Consider the following 14,865-nt stretch of genomic DNA (forward strand, 5'->3'; position numbering starts at 1 on the left):
AAGCGCCCCCGTGCAGCAACCAGCCAAGACACGTCGCGTCACGACCTGTGACGTGCACGAAGCACGATTAGACATACATCGAGTGGAGGAAGCCGACCGATGGCAACGTACGCGATCGTCAAGACCGGCGGAAAGCAGTACAAGGTCGCGGTCGGTGACCTGGTGAAGGTCGAGAAGATCGAGGGCGAGCCGGGTGCCGCCGTCGAGCTGTCGCCCGTCCTCGTGGTGGACGGCGCCGAACTGACCACCGAGGCGGAGGCTCTGGCCAAGCGCTCGGTGACCGCGGAGCTGGTCGAGCAGACCAAGGGCCCCAAGATCCGCATCCACAAGTTCAAGAACAAGACCGGCTACCACAAGCGCCAGGGTCACCGTCAGCCGCTGACGGTCCTGAAGGTCACCGGCATCAAGTAAGACATCCCGAGGAGACACAGCTATGGCACACAAGAAGGGCGCGTCCAGCTCCCGGAACGGACGCGACTCCAACGCCCAGCGACTCGGCGTCAAGCGCTTCGGCGGTCAGACCGTCAAGGCCGGCGAGATCCTGGTGCGCCAGCGTGGCACCCACTTCCACCCCGGCGTGAACGTCGGGCGCGGTGGCGACGACACCCTGTTCGCCCTCGCGGCGGGCGCGGTGCAGTTCGGCACCAAGCGTGGCCGCAAGACGGTCAACATCGTCGCCCCGGAGCCGGTTCAGGCCTGACCGCCGAGCCGATCCGGACTCGAGCCGAGCGGGTCAGGGTGCCACACCCTGACCCGCTTTTCGTGTTCTCGTCCCGGTGAATCCCGCCGCACCGAGCGGCGCCGTCACCGACCAGCCCAGAAGGAGGATGATTCGACCATGTCGAAGTTCATCGACCGTGTCGTGCTGCATGTGCGCGCCGGGAAGGGCGGTCACGGCTGCGCGTCGGTGCACCGCGAGAAGTTCAAGCCGCTCGGCGGCCCCGACGGCGGCAACGGCGGCAACGGCGGCGACGTCGTCCTCGAGGTCGACCCGAACGTGCACACCCTGCTCGACTTCCACTTCCACCCGCACGCCAAGGCGGGCAACGGCAAGCCGGGCGAGGGCGGCAACCGCGACGGCAAGATGGGCAGCGACCTGCTGCTGAAGGTGCCCGACGGCACCGTCGTGCTGGACCGCGACGGCGAGGTCCTGGTGGACCTGGTCGGCGCGGGCAACCGCTTCGTCGCCGCACGCGGCGGTCGCGGTGGTCTCGGCAACGCGGCGCTGGCCTCGAAGGCGCGCAAGGCCCCCGGCTTCGCCCTGCTGGGCGAGGACGGCGAGGAACGCGACCTCGTGCTCGAGCTCAAGTCCGTCGCCGACGTCGGGCTGGTCGGGTTCCCCTCCGCGGGCAAGTCCTCGCTCGTGTCGGTGCTCTCGGCGGCCAAGCCCAAGATCGCGGACTACCCGTTCACCACCCTGGTGCCCAACCTGGGCGTGGTGGCCAGCGGTGACACCACCTTCACCATCGCCGACGTGCCCGGCCTCATCCCCGGCGCGAGCCAGGGCCGCGGCCTCGGCCTGGACTTCCTGCGGCATCTCGAGCGCTGCGCCGTGCTCGCGCACGTGGTCGACTGCGCCACCCTGGAACCGGGCCGTGACCCGATCTCCGATGTCGACGCGCTCGAGGCCGAACTGGCCGCCTACAAGCCCGCCCTGGCCGCCGACGCCGGGCTCGGCGATCTGGCCGACCGCCCGCGCGTGGTGATCCTCAACAAGACCGACGTGCCCGACGCCGCCGAGCTGGCCGAGATGGTGACCCCGGAGTTCACCGCGCGCGGCTGGCCGGTGTTCCAGATCTCGGCGGTCTCGCGGGCCGGTCTGCGGCCGTTGACCTTCGCGCTGGCCGATCTCGTGCGCGAATACCGCGAGGCGCATCCGAAGGCCGCGCCCAAGCGTCCGGTCATCCGTCCGATCGCGGTGGACGAGTCCGGGTTCACCGTGCATCCCGACCCCGACGAGCCCGGCGGGTTCATCGTGCGCGGCGCCCGCCCCGAGCGCTGGGTGCGCCAGACCCAGTTCGACAACGACGAGGCCGTCGGCTATCTGGCCGACCGGCTGGCCCGCCTCGGTGTCGAGGAGGAACTGGTGCGGCTGGGCGCCGAGCCGGGTGCGCCGGTGACCATCGGCGATGTCACCTTCGACTGGGAGCCGCAGATCAGCGCGGGTGTCGACATGGTGCGCACCGGCCGCGGCACCGACGTGCGGCTCGAGCAGAGCGACCGGGTCAGCGCCGCCGAACGCAAGCACGCTTCCCGGGTCCGCCGCGGCCTGGTGGAGGACGACGAACAGCGGTGAGCGCCGCCGCGGCGGCGCACGGGTGTGGGGTAGGAGTTCTGTTGTGACGCAGGTGAATTCGCTCGGGGCGTCGGAGTTGAGCGCGGCCAGGCAGGCGATCGCGTCGGCGCGCAGCGTGGTCGTCAAGATCGGCTCGTCGGCGCTGACCAGTCTCGAAGGCGGATTGGACACCACCCGGCTGGACCGGCTCGCCGACGCCGTGGAGGCGCGCATGCGGGCCGGATCGGATGTCGTGGTGGTCTCCTCCGGCGCGATCGGCGCCGGGCTCGCCCCGCTCGGGTTGTCCCGCCGGCCACGAGATCTGGCGACCAAGCAGGCCGCCGCCAGCGTCGGGCAGCTCGCCCTCGCACACGCCTGGGGCACCTCCTTCGCCCGCTACGGTCGCACCGTCGGCCAGGTGCTGCTGTCGGCCGACGACTTCTCCCGCCGCGAGCACCACCGCAACGCCCAGCGCACGCTGGACCGGTTGCGCTCGCTCGGCGCGGTCGCGGTCGTCAACGAGAACGACACGGTGGCCACCGAGGAGATCCGGTTCGGCGACAACGACCGGCTGGCCGCACTGGTCGCCCACCTGGTCGGCGCCGACGCGTTGATCCTGCTCTCCGACGTCGAGGGCCTCTACGACGGCGACCCCCGCAAGGGCGCGGCCACCTTCATCCCCGAGGTGCGCAGCAGTGCCGACCTCGACGGCGTGATCGCGGGCAGCGGCGGCGTGCTCGGCACCGGCGGTATGGCCTCCAAGCTCTCGGCCGCGCGACTGGCCGCCGACGCGGGCGTCCCGGTGCTGCTGGCCGCCGCCGAACAGGCTGCGACCGCGCTGGGCAGCGGCACCGTCGGCACCGCGTTCGCCGCCCGCCCGGTGCGGTTGTCGGCGCGCAAGTTCTGGGTGCGGCACGCCGCCGACAGCCGCGGCGCGCTCGTCCTCGACGACGGCGCGGTGCAGGCGGTCGCGCAGCGGCGCCGGTCCCTGCTCGCCGCCGGGATCACCGCCGTGCGCGGGCGCTTCCACGGCGGTGACGTGGTGGATCTGCTCGCCGCCGACCAGCGGCTGGTCGCGCGCGGTGTGGTCGAATACGACAGCACCGAGTTGTCCACCATGCTCGGCCGGTCCACCACCGAACTGCCCGACACCATGCAGCGGCCGGTGATCCACGCCGACGACCTGGTCAAGGTCTGACCCGACCGGCCCGCGGGTCACGGGCACAGGGCGTGTTCGAGCAGTGCCTTGCTGTCCGGCGGTGTCCGCGGCGCCTGGGTGAACGTGATGGTCGCGGCGCGGTCGGGAGTGGCACCGGACATCGTGTGATAGCCGGGGATGCCGCCACTGTGCCCGACGTAGCGGACGCCGCACGACAGTTCGGTCGCGCCGACCCCCAGCCCGTAGCCGCGCCCCTCGTCCTCGCTCGCCCCGTCCTGCGGAGTGGTCATCTCGGCCAGCTGCGGTGCGGGGACGAGACGCCCGTCCACCAGAGCCCGCCAGAAGGTGTTGAGGTCGCGGCCGGTGGAGACCAGTGCTCCGGCCGCCCAGGGAATCGACGGTTCGATCCGGGAGACGTCGATCACCCCGTCGGGGGTGTCGAGGTAGCCGTGCGGGTGCTCGCCGCGGATCTCGCGTTCACCGGGCGCGGGCAGGTAGGTGTCGGTCAGGCCGAGCGGGGCGATGATCCGGTCGCGCAGCTCGTCGGCGTAGGAGCGTCCGGTCACCCGCTCGATCAACAGGCCGAGGACGATGTAGTTGGTGTTGGTGTAGGCGTACCGGGTGCCCGGCGCGAACTGCGCCGGGTGCGCCAGCGCGGTCGACACCGCCTCGGCCGGGGCCAGCGTCCGGTTCTCGGCGGCGGCGATCAGCTCGTCGGCGCCCGGTCGTCCGGCGAACTCGGGGAGCCCGCTGCGGTGCTGGAGGAGCTGTCGCACGGTGATCACCCGCCCGTCCACACCGTCGCCGGTGAGCAGGCCGGGGAGGTAGGTATCGATGGCGGCATCCAGGTCGACCTTCCCCTCCGCGACCAGCTGCATCACGATCGCGGCGGTGAAAGTCTTGGTGACACTGCCGATGCGGACCCGGCCGTGCTCGGGCATCGCGGCCCCCGTCGACCGGTCGGCGACACCACTGGTGATCACCAGCGATGTCGTCCGGTCGTCGACGGTGGCCACCGCGCCCGCCACACCCGCGGCGGTCACCGCGTCGAGGTCGCGCTGTAGCGCGGACGCCCGCTGTACCGTCGAGCAACCCACCAGCAGCAACGTGCTCCCGACGCAGAGCCCGACCAGCATCCTTCGAGTTCGCATGGGTCGAAGCTATTGGCCGCCAAGCAGTTCCGGCCATCGGGAACGTCCCGGATCTTCACCCTGAGCCGACGGTCGCGGTATCGGTGCCCGAATCCGACCGCAGCCGTAGGTATTCCCCGACCTTCGCGGCCGCGTCCAGCATCGCCGCGCCCTGGGCGAGCAGCCTGCCGTGCCACTGCGCCAGCGCGTCGGCGAGCTCGTCGGTGCCGCCCGCCGTGCGGACCTGAGCGACGACGAGGGCGATCCGCTCGAGCGGATAGCCGCCGCGGCGCAGCAGGTGTGCCAGCCGGGCATCCCGCACGTCGGAAGGACCGTAGCGCCGGAAGCCGGTGCCGCGCTCGCGGTCCGGGGACAGGATGCCCGCCTCCTCCCAGTTGCGCAGCGTCGCCGGGGTCACCCGCAGGAGATGGGCGAGCTCACCGATGGTGCGCGCGGCGGCGCCGGGTTCCGGCCGTGGTGGTTCCGCCCCGGTGTCGGTCAGATGCTCGACGGCGTGGCGGACGCTGTCGAGGGTGCGCCGGTCCTCGACCAGCCGCACATGGCCCTCGTCGATGAGCCGCAGGGCGCGGTCGAGATCACCGGCGTTGAGCGCGTTCATGATCCGCCCGGCCGTCGCGTGACCGTAGCCGGTGACGAGCGCCAGGAAGGCGCTCAACGCGGCGCCGTGGACTTCGGTGAACATCCGGTACCCCGACGGTGTGCGCCCCGCGGCCGGGAGGAACCCCTCGGCCTCGTAGTTGCGCACGGCCTGCGTGGACAGCCCGTGCCGCCGGGCGAGATCGGCGGGGCGCAGGTACTTCACCCCGTCGAGGCTAATGGCGGCGGAATCCCCGGGTCGCCGGGGACCGATTCGCCGCCGGGGCGTCACCGCCGGTCAGGTGCGGGTGGGAATGACGCCGGGTTGGTCGGTGCCCGACTGGTGGGCGGCGCCCTGCTCGCCCTCGGGAATCGGACCGGTGACGCCGGGCTGCCCACCGGGGTCGGGCAGCGGGGCCCGCGGATCCGGCGCCGGCGGCGGGACCTCCTGCGGTGGTGCCGGTTCGGGTGCCGGTGCTGGTGCGGGTTCGGGTGCTGGTGTGGGCTCCGGTGCGGGTGCGGGTGCGGGTGCGGGTTCGGGTGCTGGTGTGGGCTCCGGTTCGGGTGCCGGTGTGGGCTCCGGCGCGGGTGCCGGCGCTGGCGCCGGTTCGGGCTCCGGTGCGGGTTCCGGCGCTGGTTCGGGTGCAGGTGGTGTCTCTGGTGCCGGGGGCGGCGAGGGGACCTCGGCTCGAGGTGGCACGGGGGTCTCGGCCGACGGTGGCGCATCCGGCGTCGAGGGCGCGGGCTCCGGCGCCGGGCCGGGTGATTCGGGGGCGGGGTCCGGCGTCGGAGCCTCGGTGGCCGGCGGGCTCGGGTCCGGCGGGACGGGCGGTGCGGGATCGGCGCTCGGCGGTGCGGGCGCCTCCGGCGTCGGGGTTGCGCCGTCGGGCGCGGGCACTTCCTCGGTGGGCGACGGGGCGGGCGTGCCGGACTCGGGCGACGGGGTGCCGGTTCCGTCCGGCGCGGGGGCCGGCGAACCCGCCTCCGGCGATGCCGTCTCGGGGGGAATCGATCCCTCCGGCACGAGCGGCGGTTCCGCACCGTCGGGCTCCGGTGCCGCCCCGGGCGACGAGTAGTCTCCCCCGGGCGTCGAACCGGGTTGCGGCAGTGCGTCTCCCGCGTCGGGCACGGTCATCGTCCCCGGCGGAACGGGCAGTGCGGGCACCCCCGTGCCCGCGGCGGAATAGGCGGGCTTGTAGACCATGTTCATCGCGAGCACGGCCTCTTGCCGCAGGGCCTCCTGCATCATCTGGGCATCGATGACCTTGGCCGCCTCGAGCAGTCGCGCGATCGCGCCGACCGGCCCGGAGTCGCCGGGCGGCACCACGGCCAGCTTCACCGTCTCGGCCGCCGCCGCGACGGCGCCGAGCCGGGCGCCCACCTCGCCCATCACCGCGCTCAGCTCCTCCACCGAGGCGGCGAAACTGCGGGTGCTGGCATAGGCGGCCTCGGCGGCGGCGCCTTCCCATTCCATCGAGTTCATCACCCGGTCGGCCGCCGCGCGGGTCAACGGCATGGCCGAGGCCAGGGTGGCCGCCGCCTCGAGCCAGACACCCGAGGCGCGCAGGATCTCGCCGGCGTCGATCTCCCGGGTCTTGGCGTGGATCTCCTCGTGCGACATCGACTCGAAATGTTCCATCGAGCTGATGTAGGTCGGGTCGGTGCCGCTCATCGGGGCAACCTCGTCTCCACCGCGCGCAGGGCCGCGGCGTGGGCGGCGTCGGCCTCCTCGTAGAGCCCCGCGCTGATCAGGTAGGCCTCCTTCATCCGGTAGGCCGCTTCGATGTAGTGGTCCAGCAGGGCGGCGGCGTCGCGTGCCTTGTGCCCGAACCCGGCCTGCAACTGCCGCGCCGACTCGAACCCACCGAAACCCTGCACGTGCGCGACGGATTCGAGCCGCTCCCGCAGGTGCAGCAGCCGATCCGCCTGCTGTTCGTACAGTTGCGCGCAGCGCCGGGCCGCCTCCGGATCGAACCGGACGGTGCCGGTACGCGCCTGCTCCGTGAACCGCGCGATATCGGCCCGGCTCGTCTCGATCGTCATGCGCACCCCCTGAGATCGTCGCCTCCGACCGGAACGCCCACCGGCCGGATCCGATTCAGCCTAACCGGTGCCGCCGACAGCGTCTCCCGCTCGCCGCGGCCGGTCCGTCAACCGGCCTGCGCCGGAACCCGTTTCTGCAGCTGGGCGGCCAACTGCTCGGCCGAGGCCGGTACCACCCGCACGGTGTCGTCCGCCTTGACCAGGTAGCGGCCGTCGTCGGCCACGTCGAACCAGGTGTAGTGGATCGGCGCGGGCGGCTGGGGGCGGTCGAGTCGCGGCTCGATGCGGATGTGCCCCTCGCCCGTGTGCGGAGCCAGCAGCAGCCGGCGGATGCGGGCGACCGCCGGCGCCGGGCGCACCGCCTCGGTGTCGTAGACCTCGGCGGTCGGTGCGGCCCGCGCGGGCTCGCGGCCCGGCGGCGCCTTCGGCAGCAGACTCGCGATGCGCGCCCCCAACTTTCCCGCGTGCCCGATCGACACCCGGACCGACCCGGCCGCACCCGGCGCGGCGGGCGGATCCTGCCGCACCAACACCGCGCGATCGAACACCGTGCAACCGAGCAACCGCAGTTCCTCGCCCTGGTGCGCACCGGTGCCGACGGCCACCACCCGCGTGTGCGGGTGGGCCAGAATCCGAAGGCAGGCGGTCAGATCCGGGTCCGCGCCCGGCGGGAAGCGCTCGGCGATCCGGCCGCGCAACACCTCGGCCTCCTGCTCGGTGCGCGGCGACTCGAGCAACCGCAGCGGATAGGGCGGCCGGTCGACATCGGTCTCACGCCACACATGGACGAACTCGTCCGGCGTGAAAATCCAGTGCACCGGGACGATTATGCCGCTTCCCGTCCGCCGCGCGGCGCGGCCCCCGCTCGCGCATGCGGTTCACCGGTGCAGCGGCAACCCCAGCACGTGCTCGGCGAGGTGGTTGAGCGCGAACTCGTTGCTGACCGGTCCGGAGCGGGCCAGCCGCGCGTCCAGATACAGGTCGATCCAGCCGGATCGCTCGTCCCAGGCTTCGGCGCCGAGCACCTGGGTGGTGTGGTCGGCGGCGTCGAAGGCCAGGTCGGCGGCCAGTAGTTTGGCGGCGGCGGCCTCGGCCGCGCTGTCGGGGTGATCGGCATCGATCCGGGCCGCGCAGCGGTGCACCAGCAATTGGACGGCGGCGGTCCGCGCGTGCAACCGGGCCAAGGGGTGGGCCAGCGCCTGGTTTGCGCCGATGGGCGCCGAGCCGACCACCGTCCTGGTTTTCGCGTGCCGCACGGCCCGCTCGATGCTGTGCCGGGCCGAACCCGTGCAGATGGCGGCGGTGAGCACCCGCTCGACATGGGTGAACGGCCACAGCGTCAGCAGCCCCGCACCGGCGCGCCCGACCACGTCCGCGGCCGGGACGGCGACCTCGTGGAAGTCGAGCTCGAATTGCCGCACGCCTTCCCGGAATCCCATCGGCACCTCGGTGACGGTGACGCCGGGAGCCCGGGGATCGACCAGGACCGTGGTGAATCCCTCCGTCGCCCGGCCGAACACCAGGACGCGCTCGGCCAGATCGACACCGGAACTGACCCGCTTGCGGCCGGAGACCACGAAACCGTCGCTGTCGGCACGGATTTCGGTGCGGACGCGGAAGAGGTTGTGCCCGGACTCGGGTTCCGTGGCCGCCATCGCCAGTTGCGCGGTGCCCGCGGCGATCCGCGGCAACCACACGTCGCGGGCGGGCGCCGGGCCGAGACGCTCCATCGCGCAGGCGATCGCGGTGGTGAGCGCGGGCATCCACAGCACGATGCCGTGCTCGGCGAACGCCTCCAGGACCAGCGCGGCGCCGAGTACGCCGGCGCCCCGGCCACCCACCTCCGGGGAGAGCGCTGCTCCGGCCAGTCCGTTCGCGCGGAACGCCCGCCACAGCTCCGGGTGCATCTCGCCGTGCTCGAGGGTGTGCCTCCGGACGGCGACCGCTCGGGGCGCGAATTCGGCCGCCACCTGCCGCGCCTGTTCCCGCAGCGTCCGGTGCTCCGCCGTCGGCTCGAACGGCGGTGCTGTCATCTCGGCGTGGGTCATCGCCTGCTCCTGCTCCGGCCGCTTCGTTCGACGGCCACCGGGGCAGAGTAACACTCCGGAGTTTTGCTCGGTAGGGGTCAGTGGTCCGGACGGGTCAACGTCGTCGTCGCCTCGCCCTCGGCCACCACCGCCCCGTCGGCGTCGACGAGTTGCAGCCGGAGCCGGCCCGCGACCGGCCGCGACGCCGGCGCCGACCCACGGGCCGGGTCGCCCGACAGGCCGGCGACCGCCGCCTCGGTGAGCGCGGCGTGGAAGGCGAGCAGCGATCCGGGCAACTGGCCTGCCAGCCATTGCTGGGCCAGGGCGTGGGCGGGCCCGGTCACCACGGCGACCACCACCGTCATCGGCAGATCCCGTGCCTCTCCCCGGGACACGAACGGGGCCAGCCATTCCCGCCACGCCGCGCCGATCTCCGCGTTCATCGCCCGCAGGCGCTCACCCGGCTCGCTCGCCCAGTCGAGCCTGCCCTGCGCGTAGACGAAGCGCGCCCGCACCGGATCGGCCTCGACCCAGGACAGGTGGCGCTCGAGCACCCCGCCCACCCCGTCGGCCAAGGTCGCGGGGCGGCGCGCCAGCACCCGTCGGTACTCCTCGTGCACCGAACCCATCGCGTCGACGTACAGCGCCCCGGCAATCGCTTCCTTGCTCGGAAAATGATGGAACAGCGCGCCGTTGGACACCCCGCTGCGTTCCCGGATGCGGGCGATGGTGGTGCGCTCGTACCCGTCCTCGGCGAAGCACGCCAGGGCCGCCGTCAGGACTCGGTCACGGATGCTCATGCCGGGACAGAGTACCGCTCCGTCGCGGGAGTGCGTGGGTCGTGGCCGTGCGAGCGACCGTCAGTAGCCCCGGTCGGTGTCGATGGGGGCCAGCAGGGGAGTGCCCGCGACGAAGCGCGTCACGTTCTCGGCCACGTGATCGGCGAACGCGGCGAAGCGCAGTTGCGGTGGGTTGGAATCGTGGGGGGTGATCATCGCGTTGGGCAGGGACCACAGCGGATGGCCGTCGGGCAGCGGCTCGGGGTCGGTCACGTCGAGGGCCGCGCCGGCGATGGTGCCGTCGGTCAGGGCGGTGACCAGGGCATCGGTGTCGACGAGGGAGCCGCGGGCGACGTTGACCAGCCACGAGGAGGGCCGCAGCCGGGCCAGCACGTCGGCGTCGATCAGATGCCGGGTGTCGGCGGTGGCGGGGGCGGCCACCACCACGTGATCGGTGCGCGGCCAGACCTTCGCCAGGTGCTCGGCGGGAACGGTCTCGATCGTGTCGGGGATGCCGGGGCCGGTCACGGGGCGGCCGGAGCGGTTGACCGCGATGATGTGCGCGCCGAGCGGCACCAGCATCGGGATGAGCGCGCGGCCGATACCGCCCGCGCCGACGATCGTGACGGTCTTGCCGCGCAGCGTGCCGACGTGCGGGAAGAAGTCCTGCTGCCGCCAGCTGGTGGCGCGCAGATGCTCGGGCAGGTAGCGCACGCCGGCCAACAGCAGCGCCAGCGTGTGCTCGGCGACGCTGGCGGCGAACGCGCCTGCCGCGGAGGTGAACCGGACGCCGGGGTGCCGGTCGAAGACGCCGAGGGCGAACCAGTCCTCCACGCCGGCGGCGGGCAACTGCACCCACTCGACGGTCTCGGGCAGCCGCTGCGGGAACTCCGCGGCCGAGCCCACCCAGATCAGGGCGCGGGCCGCGTCGAGGTCGACGAGTTTCGCCCCGCCGTCGCTGATCGCCTTCTCCAGCATCGCCGGGGTGTGCCCGGTGGGGCCGATCGCGATCGGCACGACTGTCTGATTCACGGTGCGAACCTCCTCGCCGGTTTCCGACACCCGACCTCTGCGGACTATTCCCGATCCGTCGGCGGGTCCGCCTCGATCCGGTCCCGGTCGGCCCACTCGAGCAGTTCGTCGATCAGGAACACGGCATCGTCGATCCCGGCGTGCAGGTCGCCGAGGTCGGCGTAGCGCGCCGGGACGGTCTTCATGGTGAAGTCGCGCGGATCCACGTCGGGGATCTCCGACCAGCGTACGGGGGTCGACACCGTCGCCTGCGGCACCCCGCGCACCGAGTAGGCGGCGGCGATGGTGTGATCGCGGGCGTTCTGGTTGTAATCGACGAACAACAACTTCGGGTCGCGGTCGCGCCGCCACCAGGTGGTGGTCACGTCGTCCGGCGCGCGGCGCTCCACCTCCTTGGCGAATGCCAGGGCGGCGCGGCGCAATTCGGTGAAGCTCCACTGCGGTGCGATGCGCACGTAGACGTGCAGGCCCTTGCCGCCGGAGGTCTTCGGCCAGCCCACCGCGCCCAGCTCGCCGAGTACCTCCTGCACCACCCCCGCCACTCGCTGGACGCGCGACCAAGGGCAATCCGGCATCGGGTCGAGATCGATGCGCCACTCGTCCGGGCGTTCGGTGTCGGCGCTGCGGGAGTTCCACGGGTGGAACTCCACGGTCGACATCTGCACGGCCCAGATCACCTCGGCGAGTTCGCGCACGCACAGCTCGTCGGCGTGGCGGCCGTAGCGGGGGAAGTAGACCCGAACCGTGGAGACCCAGTCCGGCGCCCCGGCCGGCAGGCGCTTCTGGTGCACCTTGTCCCCGGCCAATCCCTTCGGGAACCGGTGCAGCATGCAGGGACGTTCCCGCAGTGCGCTGACGATTCCGTCGCCGACGCTCAGGTAGTACTGCACCAAGTCGAGCTTGGTCGCCCCGGTTTCCGGAAAGTAGACCCGGTCCGGGTTCGTCACGCGCACCCGGCGGGGGCCGACATCCAACTCGACGGCCGGGCTCGACGACTTGCTGGCCACCCTTGTGACCATAGCCGTCCGGCCCGGTGGCGGCGCGGCATCGACGCGCCGCGCGCGGTTCCATCGGACGCCACCGCTCTGGTATGCATAGCGTCATGAGCGAGGCGGCGCGCGTCACGGTGACCCTGGATTCGCGAATCGCCGCCTGGGCACGGGAAGCCGCCGCGCGCCACCATCGAAGTCTCGACGCGTTCGTGGCGGCCGCCGTCCGCACCGCCGTCGTGCGCGAGAGCCTCACCGACCTGCCGGTCGACGAGGACGCCGAACGTGCCGCCGCCCACGACGAACTCGACCTGCTCGACTCGGCTGCCGCCGATGCCAGGCGCCGCTCCCGCGGAGACGCATGAGGCGCGGCGAGATCTGGAGCTACACACCGACACTGCGTGACGGCACGCCCTTCCCGAGGCGCAGCACGGTTGTGCTGGTCTCCGACCCCGCTGTCATCGCCTCCCCGTACCGCTGGGTCCACGTGGTGCCGGTGGTGGCCGAGGATCCCGGGCACGTCCTCGGCGTCTACACCGATCACGGCTGGGTCGACGCCATGCGCCTGCATCGCGCCTACCGCCCGTGGCTGAGCGCGCCGGTGGGCAGGCTCACCCCGGCCGAGACCGAATCGCTGGACGCCAGCCTGCGCGCCACCCTCAGCCTGTAGCGCGGCCTCACGTCACGCTCGCCAGCGCGAACGGCAGGACCGCGGCGGCGCCCGCCGTGCGCAGGGCGTGCGCCGCGACGGTGAACGTCCAGCCGGTGTCGGTGAGTGCGTCCACCAGCAGGATCGGGCCGTCGACGCCGGTGAGGTCGGGAATCAGCCAGGAGTCGTGGAGCCCGGCCACCCGGTGCGCCGAATTCGCGGCCGAGACCGGCGGCCGGTCCGGCCGGGTGGCGAGGGTGCCGAGATCGCGGAGCCTGCCGACCTCGGCCAGCCGGGCGGCCAGGCTCGCGGTGAGCACCGGGTGCCTGGCGGATTCCAGTGCCAGTACCGAGGTGGGCCGCGCCGCCCAATCCCATTCCCGCAGGACGGCGATGCAGGCATCGAACACGGTGTCGGGCACCGGACCGTCGGGCCCGTCGAGCAGCGCGCGCAGCCTCTGCCCCCACCCGAGATCGGTCAGCCGCCCGACGACGCGTCCCGTCTCGGCGCCGGCGGTGATCTTGCCGGACAAGGGAACTCCGAGTTTCGCCATGCCGGTCGGCCACTGCTTGCGTGGGGCCAGGTCGATGCCGGGACGGTCGAGCCGGGCGCGGGTGGCGGCGACGGCCTCGGCGTCCACCGACCGGTCGGGGCGCGCGCCGGTGCAGTTGTCGCAGCGCCCGCAGCCGGGTGCGTCCGCGCCGAGGCTGGGGTCGTCGAGTTGCCGGCGCAGGAAGTTCATCCGGCAGTCGGTGGTGCGCTGGTAGTCCAGCATGGCCTGTTGCTCCACCTCGCGGGCGGCGGCCAGCCGTTCGTAGCGCTCGGTGTCGTATTCCCAGGGTTGGCCGGTGCCCACCCAGCCGCCGCGGACCCGCCGCACGGCGCCGTCCACGTCGAGCACCTTGAGCACCATGTCCAGTCGTGACCGGTTCAGCTCGACCATCGGCTCCAACGCCGCCGTGGACAGCGGCCGGTCGGCATCGAGGGCGTCGAGCACCCCGCGCACGATGTGCTCGCGGGGGAACGCCACCGAGGCGAAATAGGCCCAGATCCGGGTGTCCTCCGGTCCGGGCAGGAGCACGACCTCGGCCCGCTCGGTGCCGCGACCGGCACGGCCCACCTGCTGGTAGTACGCGATGGGGGAGGAGGGCGCGCCGACGTGCACGACGAAACCCAGGTCCGGCTTGTCGAACCCCATGCCCAGCGCCGACGTCGCCACCAGGGCCTTGACCTCGTTGCGCAGCAACGCGTTCTCCAGCGCCTCGCGCTCGGCCGGATCGGTCTGCCCGGTGTAGGCGGCGACCTGGTGCCCGTGCGTGGTCAGCACGTCGGCCAGATCGTGGGCGGCGGCCACGGTGAGGGTGTAGATGATGCCCGAGCCGGGCAGTTCGCGCAGCCGCGCGGCGAGCCACGCGGTGCGTTCGACCGCGTCGTCGAACGCCACCACCGACAGGTGCAGCGACTCGCGGTCGAGGCTGCCGCGCAGCACCAGGGTGTCGGTGCCGATCTGGGTGGCGACGTCGGTGACCACCCGGTCGTTGGCGGTGGCGGTGGTGGCCAGGACCGGCACGTCGGAGCCGAGATCGGCGATCAGGGTGCGGATGCGGCGGTAGTCGGGGCGGAAGTCGTGGCCCCAGTCCGAGACGCAGTGCGCCTCGTCGACGACGACCAGTCCCGCGTCGGCCGCGAGCTTCGGCAGCACCTGATCGCGGAAGTCGGGGTTGTTCAGCCGCTCCGGGCTGACCAGCAGCACATCGATCTCGCCCGCGGCCACCCGGTCGTGGATCTCGTCCCACTCGGTGACGTTGCCGGAGTTGATCGTCGCGGCCACGACCCCCGCCCGCTCGGCGGCCGCCACCTGGTTGCGCATCAGTGCCAGCAGCGGGGACACGATCACCGTCGGCCCGCGCCCGGCCCGGCGCAGCAGTTTGGCGGCGATGAAATACACCGCCGACTTGCCCCAGCCGGTGCGCTGCACCACCAGCGCGCGCTGCTGGCGCACCACCAGCGCCTCGATGGCGGTCCACTGGTCCTCGCGAAGCCGCGCATGGCCGCCCGCCAGCTCACGCAGCAGTTCCTCGGCCCGCTCCCGCAGGTCGGGGGCGGTGAGGTCGATCGCAGCAGGTCCGCTCGCGGTAGTCACGCGTCCCATCGTGCCGCACCCCGCCGACAGCGACGATGCCTC

16 protein-coding genes are annotated in these 14,865 nt (G+C 72.7%); 6 read left to right on the forward strand and 10 right to left on the reverse strand.

The features are described 5' to 3' along the window. The first annotated feature begins 99 nt into the window (after positions 1-99). From rplU to proB, 4 genes are all read left to right on the forward strand, one after another. Complete coding sequence (gene rplU, locus CRM89_RS29295) at positions 100-411, forward strand: 50S ribosomal protein L21 (protein WP_011207883.1); 312 nt, start codon at positions 100-102, stop codon at positions 409-411. Between the two features lie 22 nt (positions 412-433). Then, the gene (rpmA, locus tag CRM89_RS29300; protein ID WP_060592822.1) at positions 434-700 is read left to right on the forward strand and encodes a 50S ribosomal protein L27; all 267 of its coding nucleotides are present in this window, start codon (positions 434-436) and stop codon (positions 698-700) included. Between the two features lie 138 nt (positions 701-838). After that, the gene (obgE, locus tag CRM89_RS29305; protein WP_011207885.1) at positions 839-2,296 is read left to right on the forward strand and encodes a GTPase ObgE; all 1,458 of its coding nucleotides are present in this window, start codon (positions 839-841) and stop codon (positions 2,294-2,296) included. 76 nt (positions 2,297-2,372) lie between these two features. Next, positions 2,373-3,473, forward strand: a complete 1,101-nt coding sequence (gene proB / locus CRM89_RS29310; protein ID WP_011207886.1) for a glutamate 5-kinase — start codon at positions 2,373-2,375, stop codon at positions 3,471-3,473. 17 nt (positions 3,474-3,490) lie between these two features. Here the strand turns inward: proB and CRM89_RS29315 are convergent, their stop codons facing one another. From CRM89_RS29315 to ligD, 9 genes are all read right to left on the reverse strand, one after another. After that, positions 3,491-4,585, reverse strand: a complete 1,095-nt coding sequence (locus CRM89_RS29315; RefSeq protein ID WP_172964600.1) for a serine hydrolase — start codon at positions 4,583-4,585, stop codon at positions 3,491-3,493. Between the two features lie 55 nt (positions 4,586-4,640). Then, entirely contained in the window at positions 4,641-5,387 is a 747-nt protein-coding gene (locus CRM89_RS29320) for a TioE family transcriptional regulator (RefSeq protein WP_098086822.1), read from the reverse strand. 72 nt (positions 5,388-5,459) lie between these two features. Then, positions 5,460-6,833: a hypothetical protein gene (locus CRM89_RS29325; protein WP_098086823.1), complete on the reverse strand. Its 1,374-nt coding sequence runs from the start codon at positions 6,831-6,833 to the stop codon at positions 5,460-5,462. Continuing rightward, the gene (locus CRM89_RS29330; protein ID WP_011207890.1) at positions 6,830-7,204 is read right to left on the reverse strand and encodes a hypothetical protein; all 375 of its coding nucleotides are present in this window, start codon (positions 7,202-7,204) and stop codon (positions 6,830-6,832) included. The genes CRM89_RS29325 and CRM89_RS29330 overlap by 4 nt, the downstream gene beginning before the upstream one ends. 107 nt (positions 7,205-7,311) lie before the next feature. After that, positions 7,312-8,022, reverse strand: a complete 711-nt coding sequence (locus tag CRM89_RS29335; protein WP_086850334.1) for an ESX secretion-associated protein EspG — start codon at positions 8,020-8,022, stop codon at positions 7,312-7,314. 60 nt (positions 8,023-8,082) lie between these two features. Further along, positions 8,083-9,252, reverse strand: a complete 1,170-nt coding sequence (locus tag CRM89_RS29340; RefSeq protein WP_060592818.1) for an acyl-CoA dehydrogenase family protein — start codon at positions 9,250-9,252, stop codon at positions 8,083-8,085. A 77-nt stretch (positions 9,253-9,329) separates the two neighbouring features. Then, positions 9,330-10,031 (reverse strand): TetR/AcrR family transcriptional regulator, encoded by a 702-nt coding sequence (locus tag CRM89_RS29345; RefSeq protein ID WP_098086824.1) that lies wholly within the window; start codon positions 10,029-10,031, stop codon positions 9,330-9,332. 60 nt (positions 10,032-10,091) lie between these two features. Further along, positions 10,092-10,988 (reverse strand): D-isomer specific 2-hydroxyacid dehydrogenase family protein, encoded by an 897-nt coding sequence (locus CRM89_RS29350; protein WP_060593475.1) that lies wholly within the window; start codon positions 10,986-10,988, stop codon positions 10,092-10,094. A 98-nt stretch (positions 10,989-11,086) separates the two neighbouring features. Next, on the reverse strand, positions 11,087-12,061 hold the full coding sequence (gene ligD / locus CRM89_RS29355) for a non-homologous end-joining DNA ligase (protein WP_098086825.1): 975 nt from the start codon (positions 12,059-12,061) through the stop codon (positions 11,087-11,089). 83 nt (positions 12,062-12,144) lie between these two features. Here ligD and CRM89_RS29360 point away from each other — a divergent pair, with 83 nt between their 5' ends. Next, positions 12,145-12,396, forward strand: a complete 252-nt coding sequence (locus CRM89_RS29360; protein WP_106427495.1) for a hypothetical protein — start codon at positions 12,145-12,147, stop codon at positions 12,394-12,396. Then, on the forward strand, positions 12,393-12,701 hold the full coding sequence (locus tag CRM89_RS29365; protein WP_011207897.1) for a hypothetical protein: 309 nt from the start codon (positions 12,393-12,395) through the stop codon (positions 12,699-12,701). Before CRM89_RS29360 ends, CRM89_RS29365 begins: the two co-directional genes overlap by 4 nt. Positions 12,702-12,708: 7 nt before the next feature. On the opposite strand, the gene CRM89_RS29370 is transcribed toward CRM89_RS29365, so the two are convergent. After that, positions 12,709-14,832, reverse strand: coding sequence for an ATP-dependent DNA helicase RecQ (locus CRM89_RS29370; RefSeq protein WP_098086826.1), 2,124 nt, complete (start codon positions 14,830-14,832; stop codon positions 12,709-12,711). Positions 14,833-14,865: the final 33 nt, after the last annotated feature.

The sequence above is a fragment of the Nocardia sp. FDAARGOS_372 genome (assembly GCF_002554515.1).
GTDB lineage: Bacteria > Actinomycetota > Actinomycetes > Mycobacteriales > Mycobacteriaceae > Nocardia > Nocardia farcinica.

Coding starts and splice junctions, on each gene's coding strand:
- rplU (WP_011207883.1), top strand. CDS start 100: ATGGCAACGTACGCGATCGTCAAGACCGGCGGAAAGCAGTACAAGGTC.
- rpmA (WP_060592822.1), top strand. CDS start 434: ATGGCACACAAGAAGGGCGCGTCCAGCTCCCGGAACGGACGCGACTCC.
- obgE (WP_011207885.1), top strand. CDS start 839: ATGTCGAAGTTCATCGACCGTGTCGTGCTGCATGTGCGCGCCGGGAAG.
- CRM89_RS29315 (WP_172964600.1), bottom strand. CDS start 4,585: ATGCGAACTCGAAGGATGCTGGTCGGGCTCTGCGTCGGGAGCACGTTG.
- CRM89_RS29325 (WP_098086823.1), bottom strand. CDS start 6,833: ATGAGCGGCACCGACCCGACCTACATCAGCTCGATGGAACATTTCGAG.
- CRM89_RS29330 (WP_011207890.1), bottom strand. CDS start 7,204: ATGACGATCGAGACGAGCCGGGCCGATATCGCGCGGTTCACGGAGCAG.
- CRM89_RS29340 (WP_060592818.1), bottom strand. CDS start 9,252: ATGACCCACGCCGAGATGACAGCACCGCCGTTCGAGCCGACGGCGGAG.
- CRM89_RS29345 (WP_098086824.1), bottom strand. CDS start 10,031: ATGAGCATCCGTGACCGAGTCCTGACGGCGGCCCTGGCGTGCTTCGCC.
- CRM89_RS29350 (WP_060593475.1), bottom strand. CDS start 10,988: ATGCTGGAGAAGGCGATCAGCGACGGCGGGGCGAAACTCGTCGACCTC.
- ligD (WP_098086825.1), bottom strand. CDS start 12,061: ATGGTCACAAGGGTGGCCAGCAAGTCGTCGAGCCCGGCCGTCGAGTTG.
- CRM89_RS29360 (WP_106427495.1), top strand. CDS start 12,145: ATGAGCGAGGCGGCGCGCGTCACGGTGACCCTGGATTCGCGAATCGCC.
- CRM89_RS29365 (WP_011207897.1), top strand. CDS start 12,393: ATGAGGCGCGGCGAGATCTGGAGCTACACACCGACACTGCGTGACGGC.
- CRM89_RS29370 (WP_098086826.1), bottom strand. CDS start 14,832: ATGGGACGCGTGACTACCGCGAGCGGACCTGCTGCGATCGACCTCACC.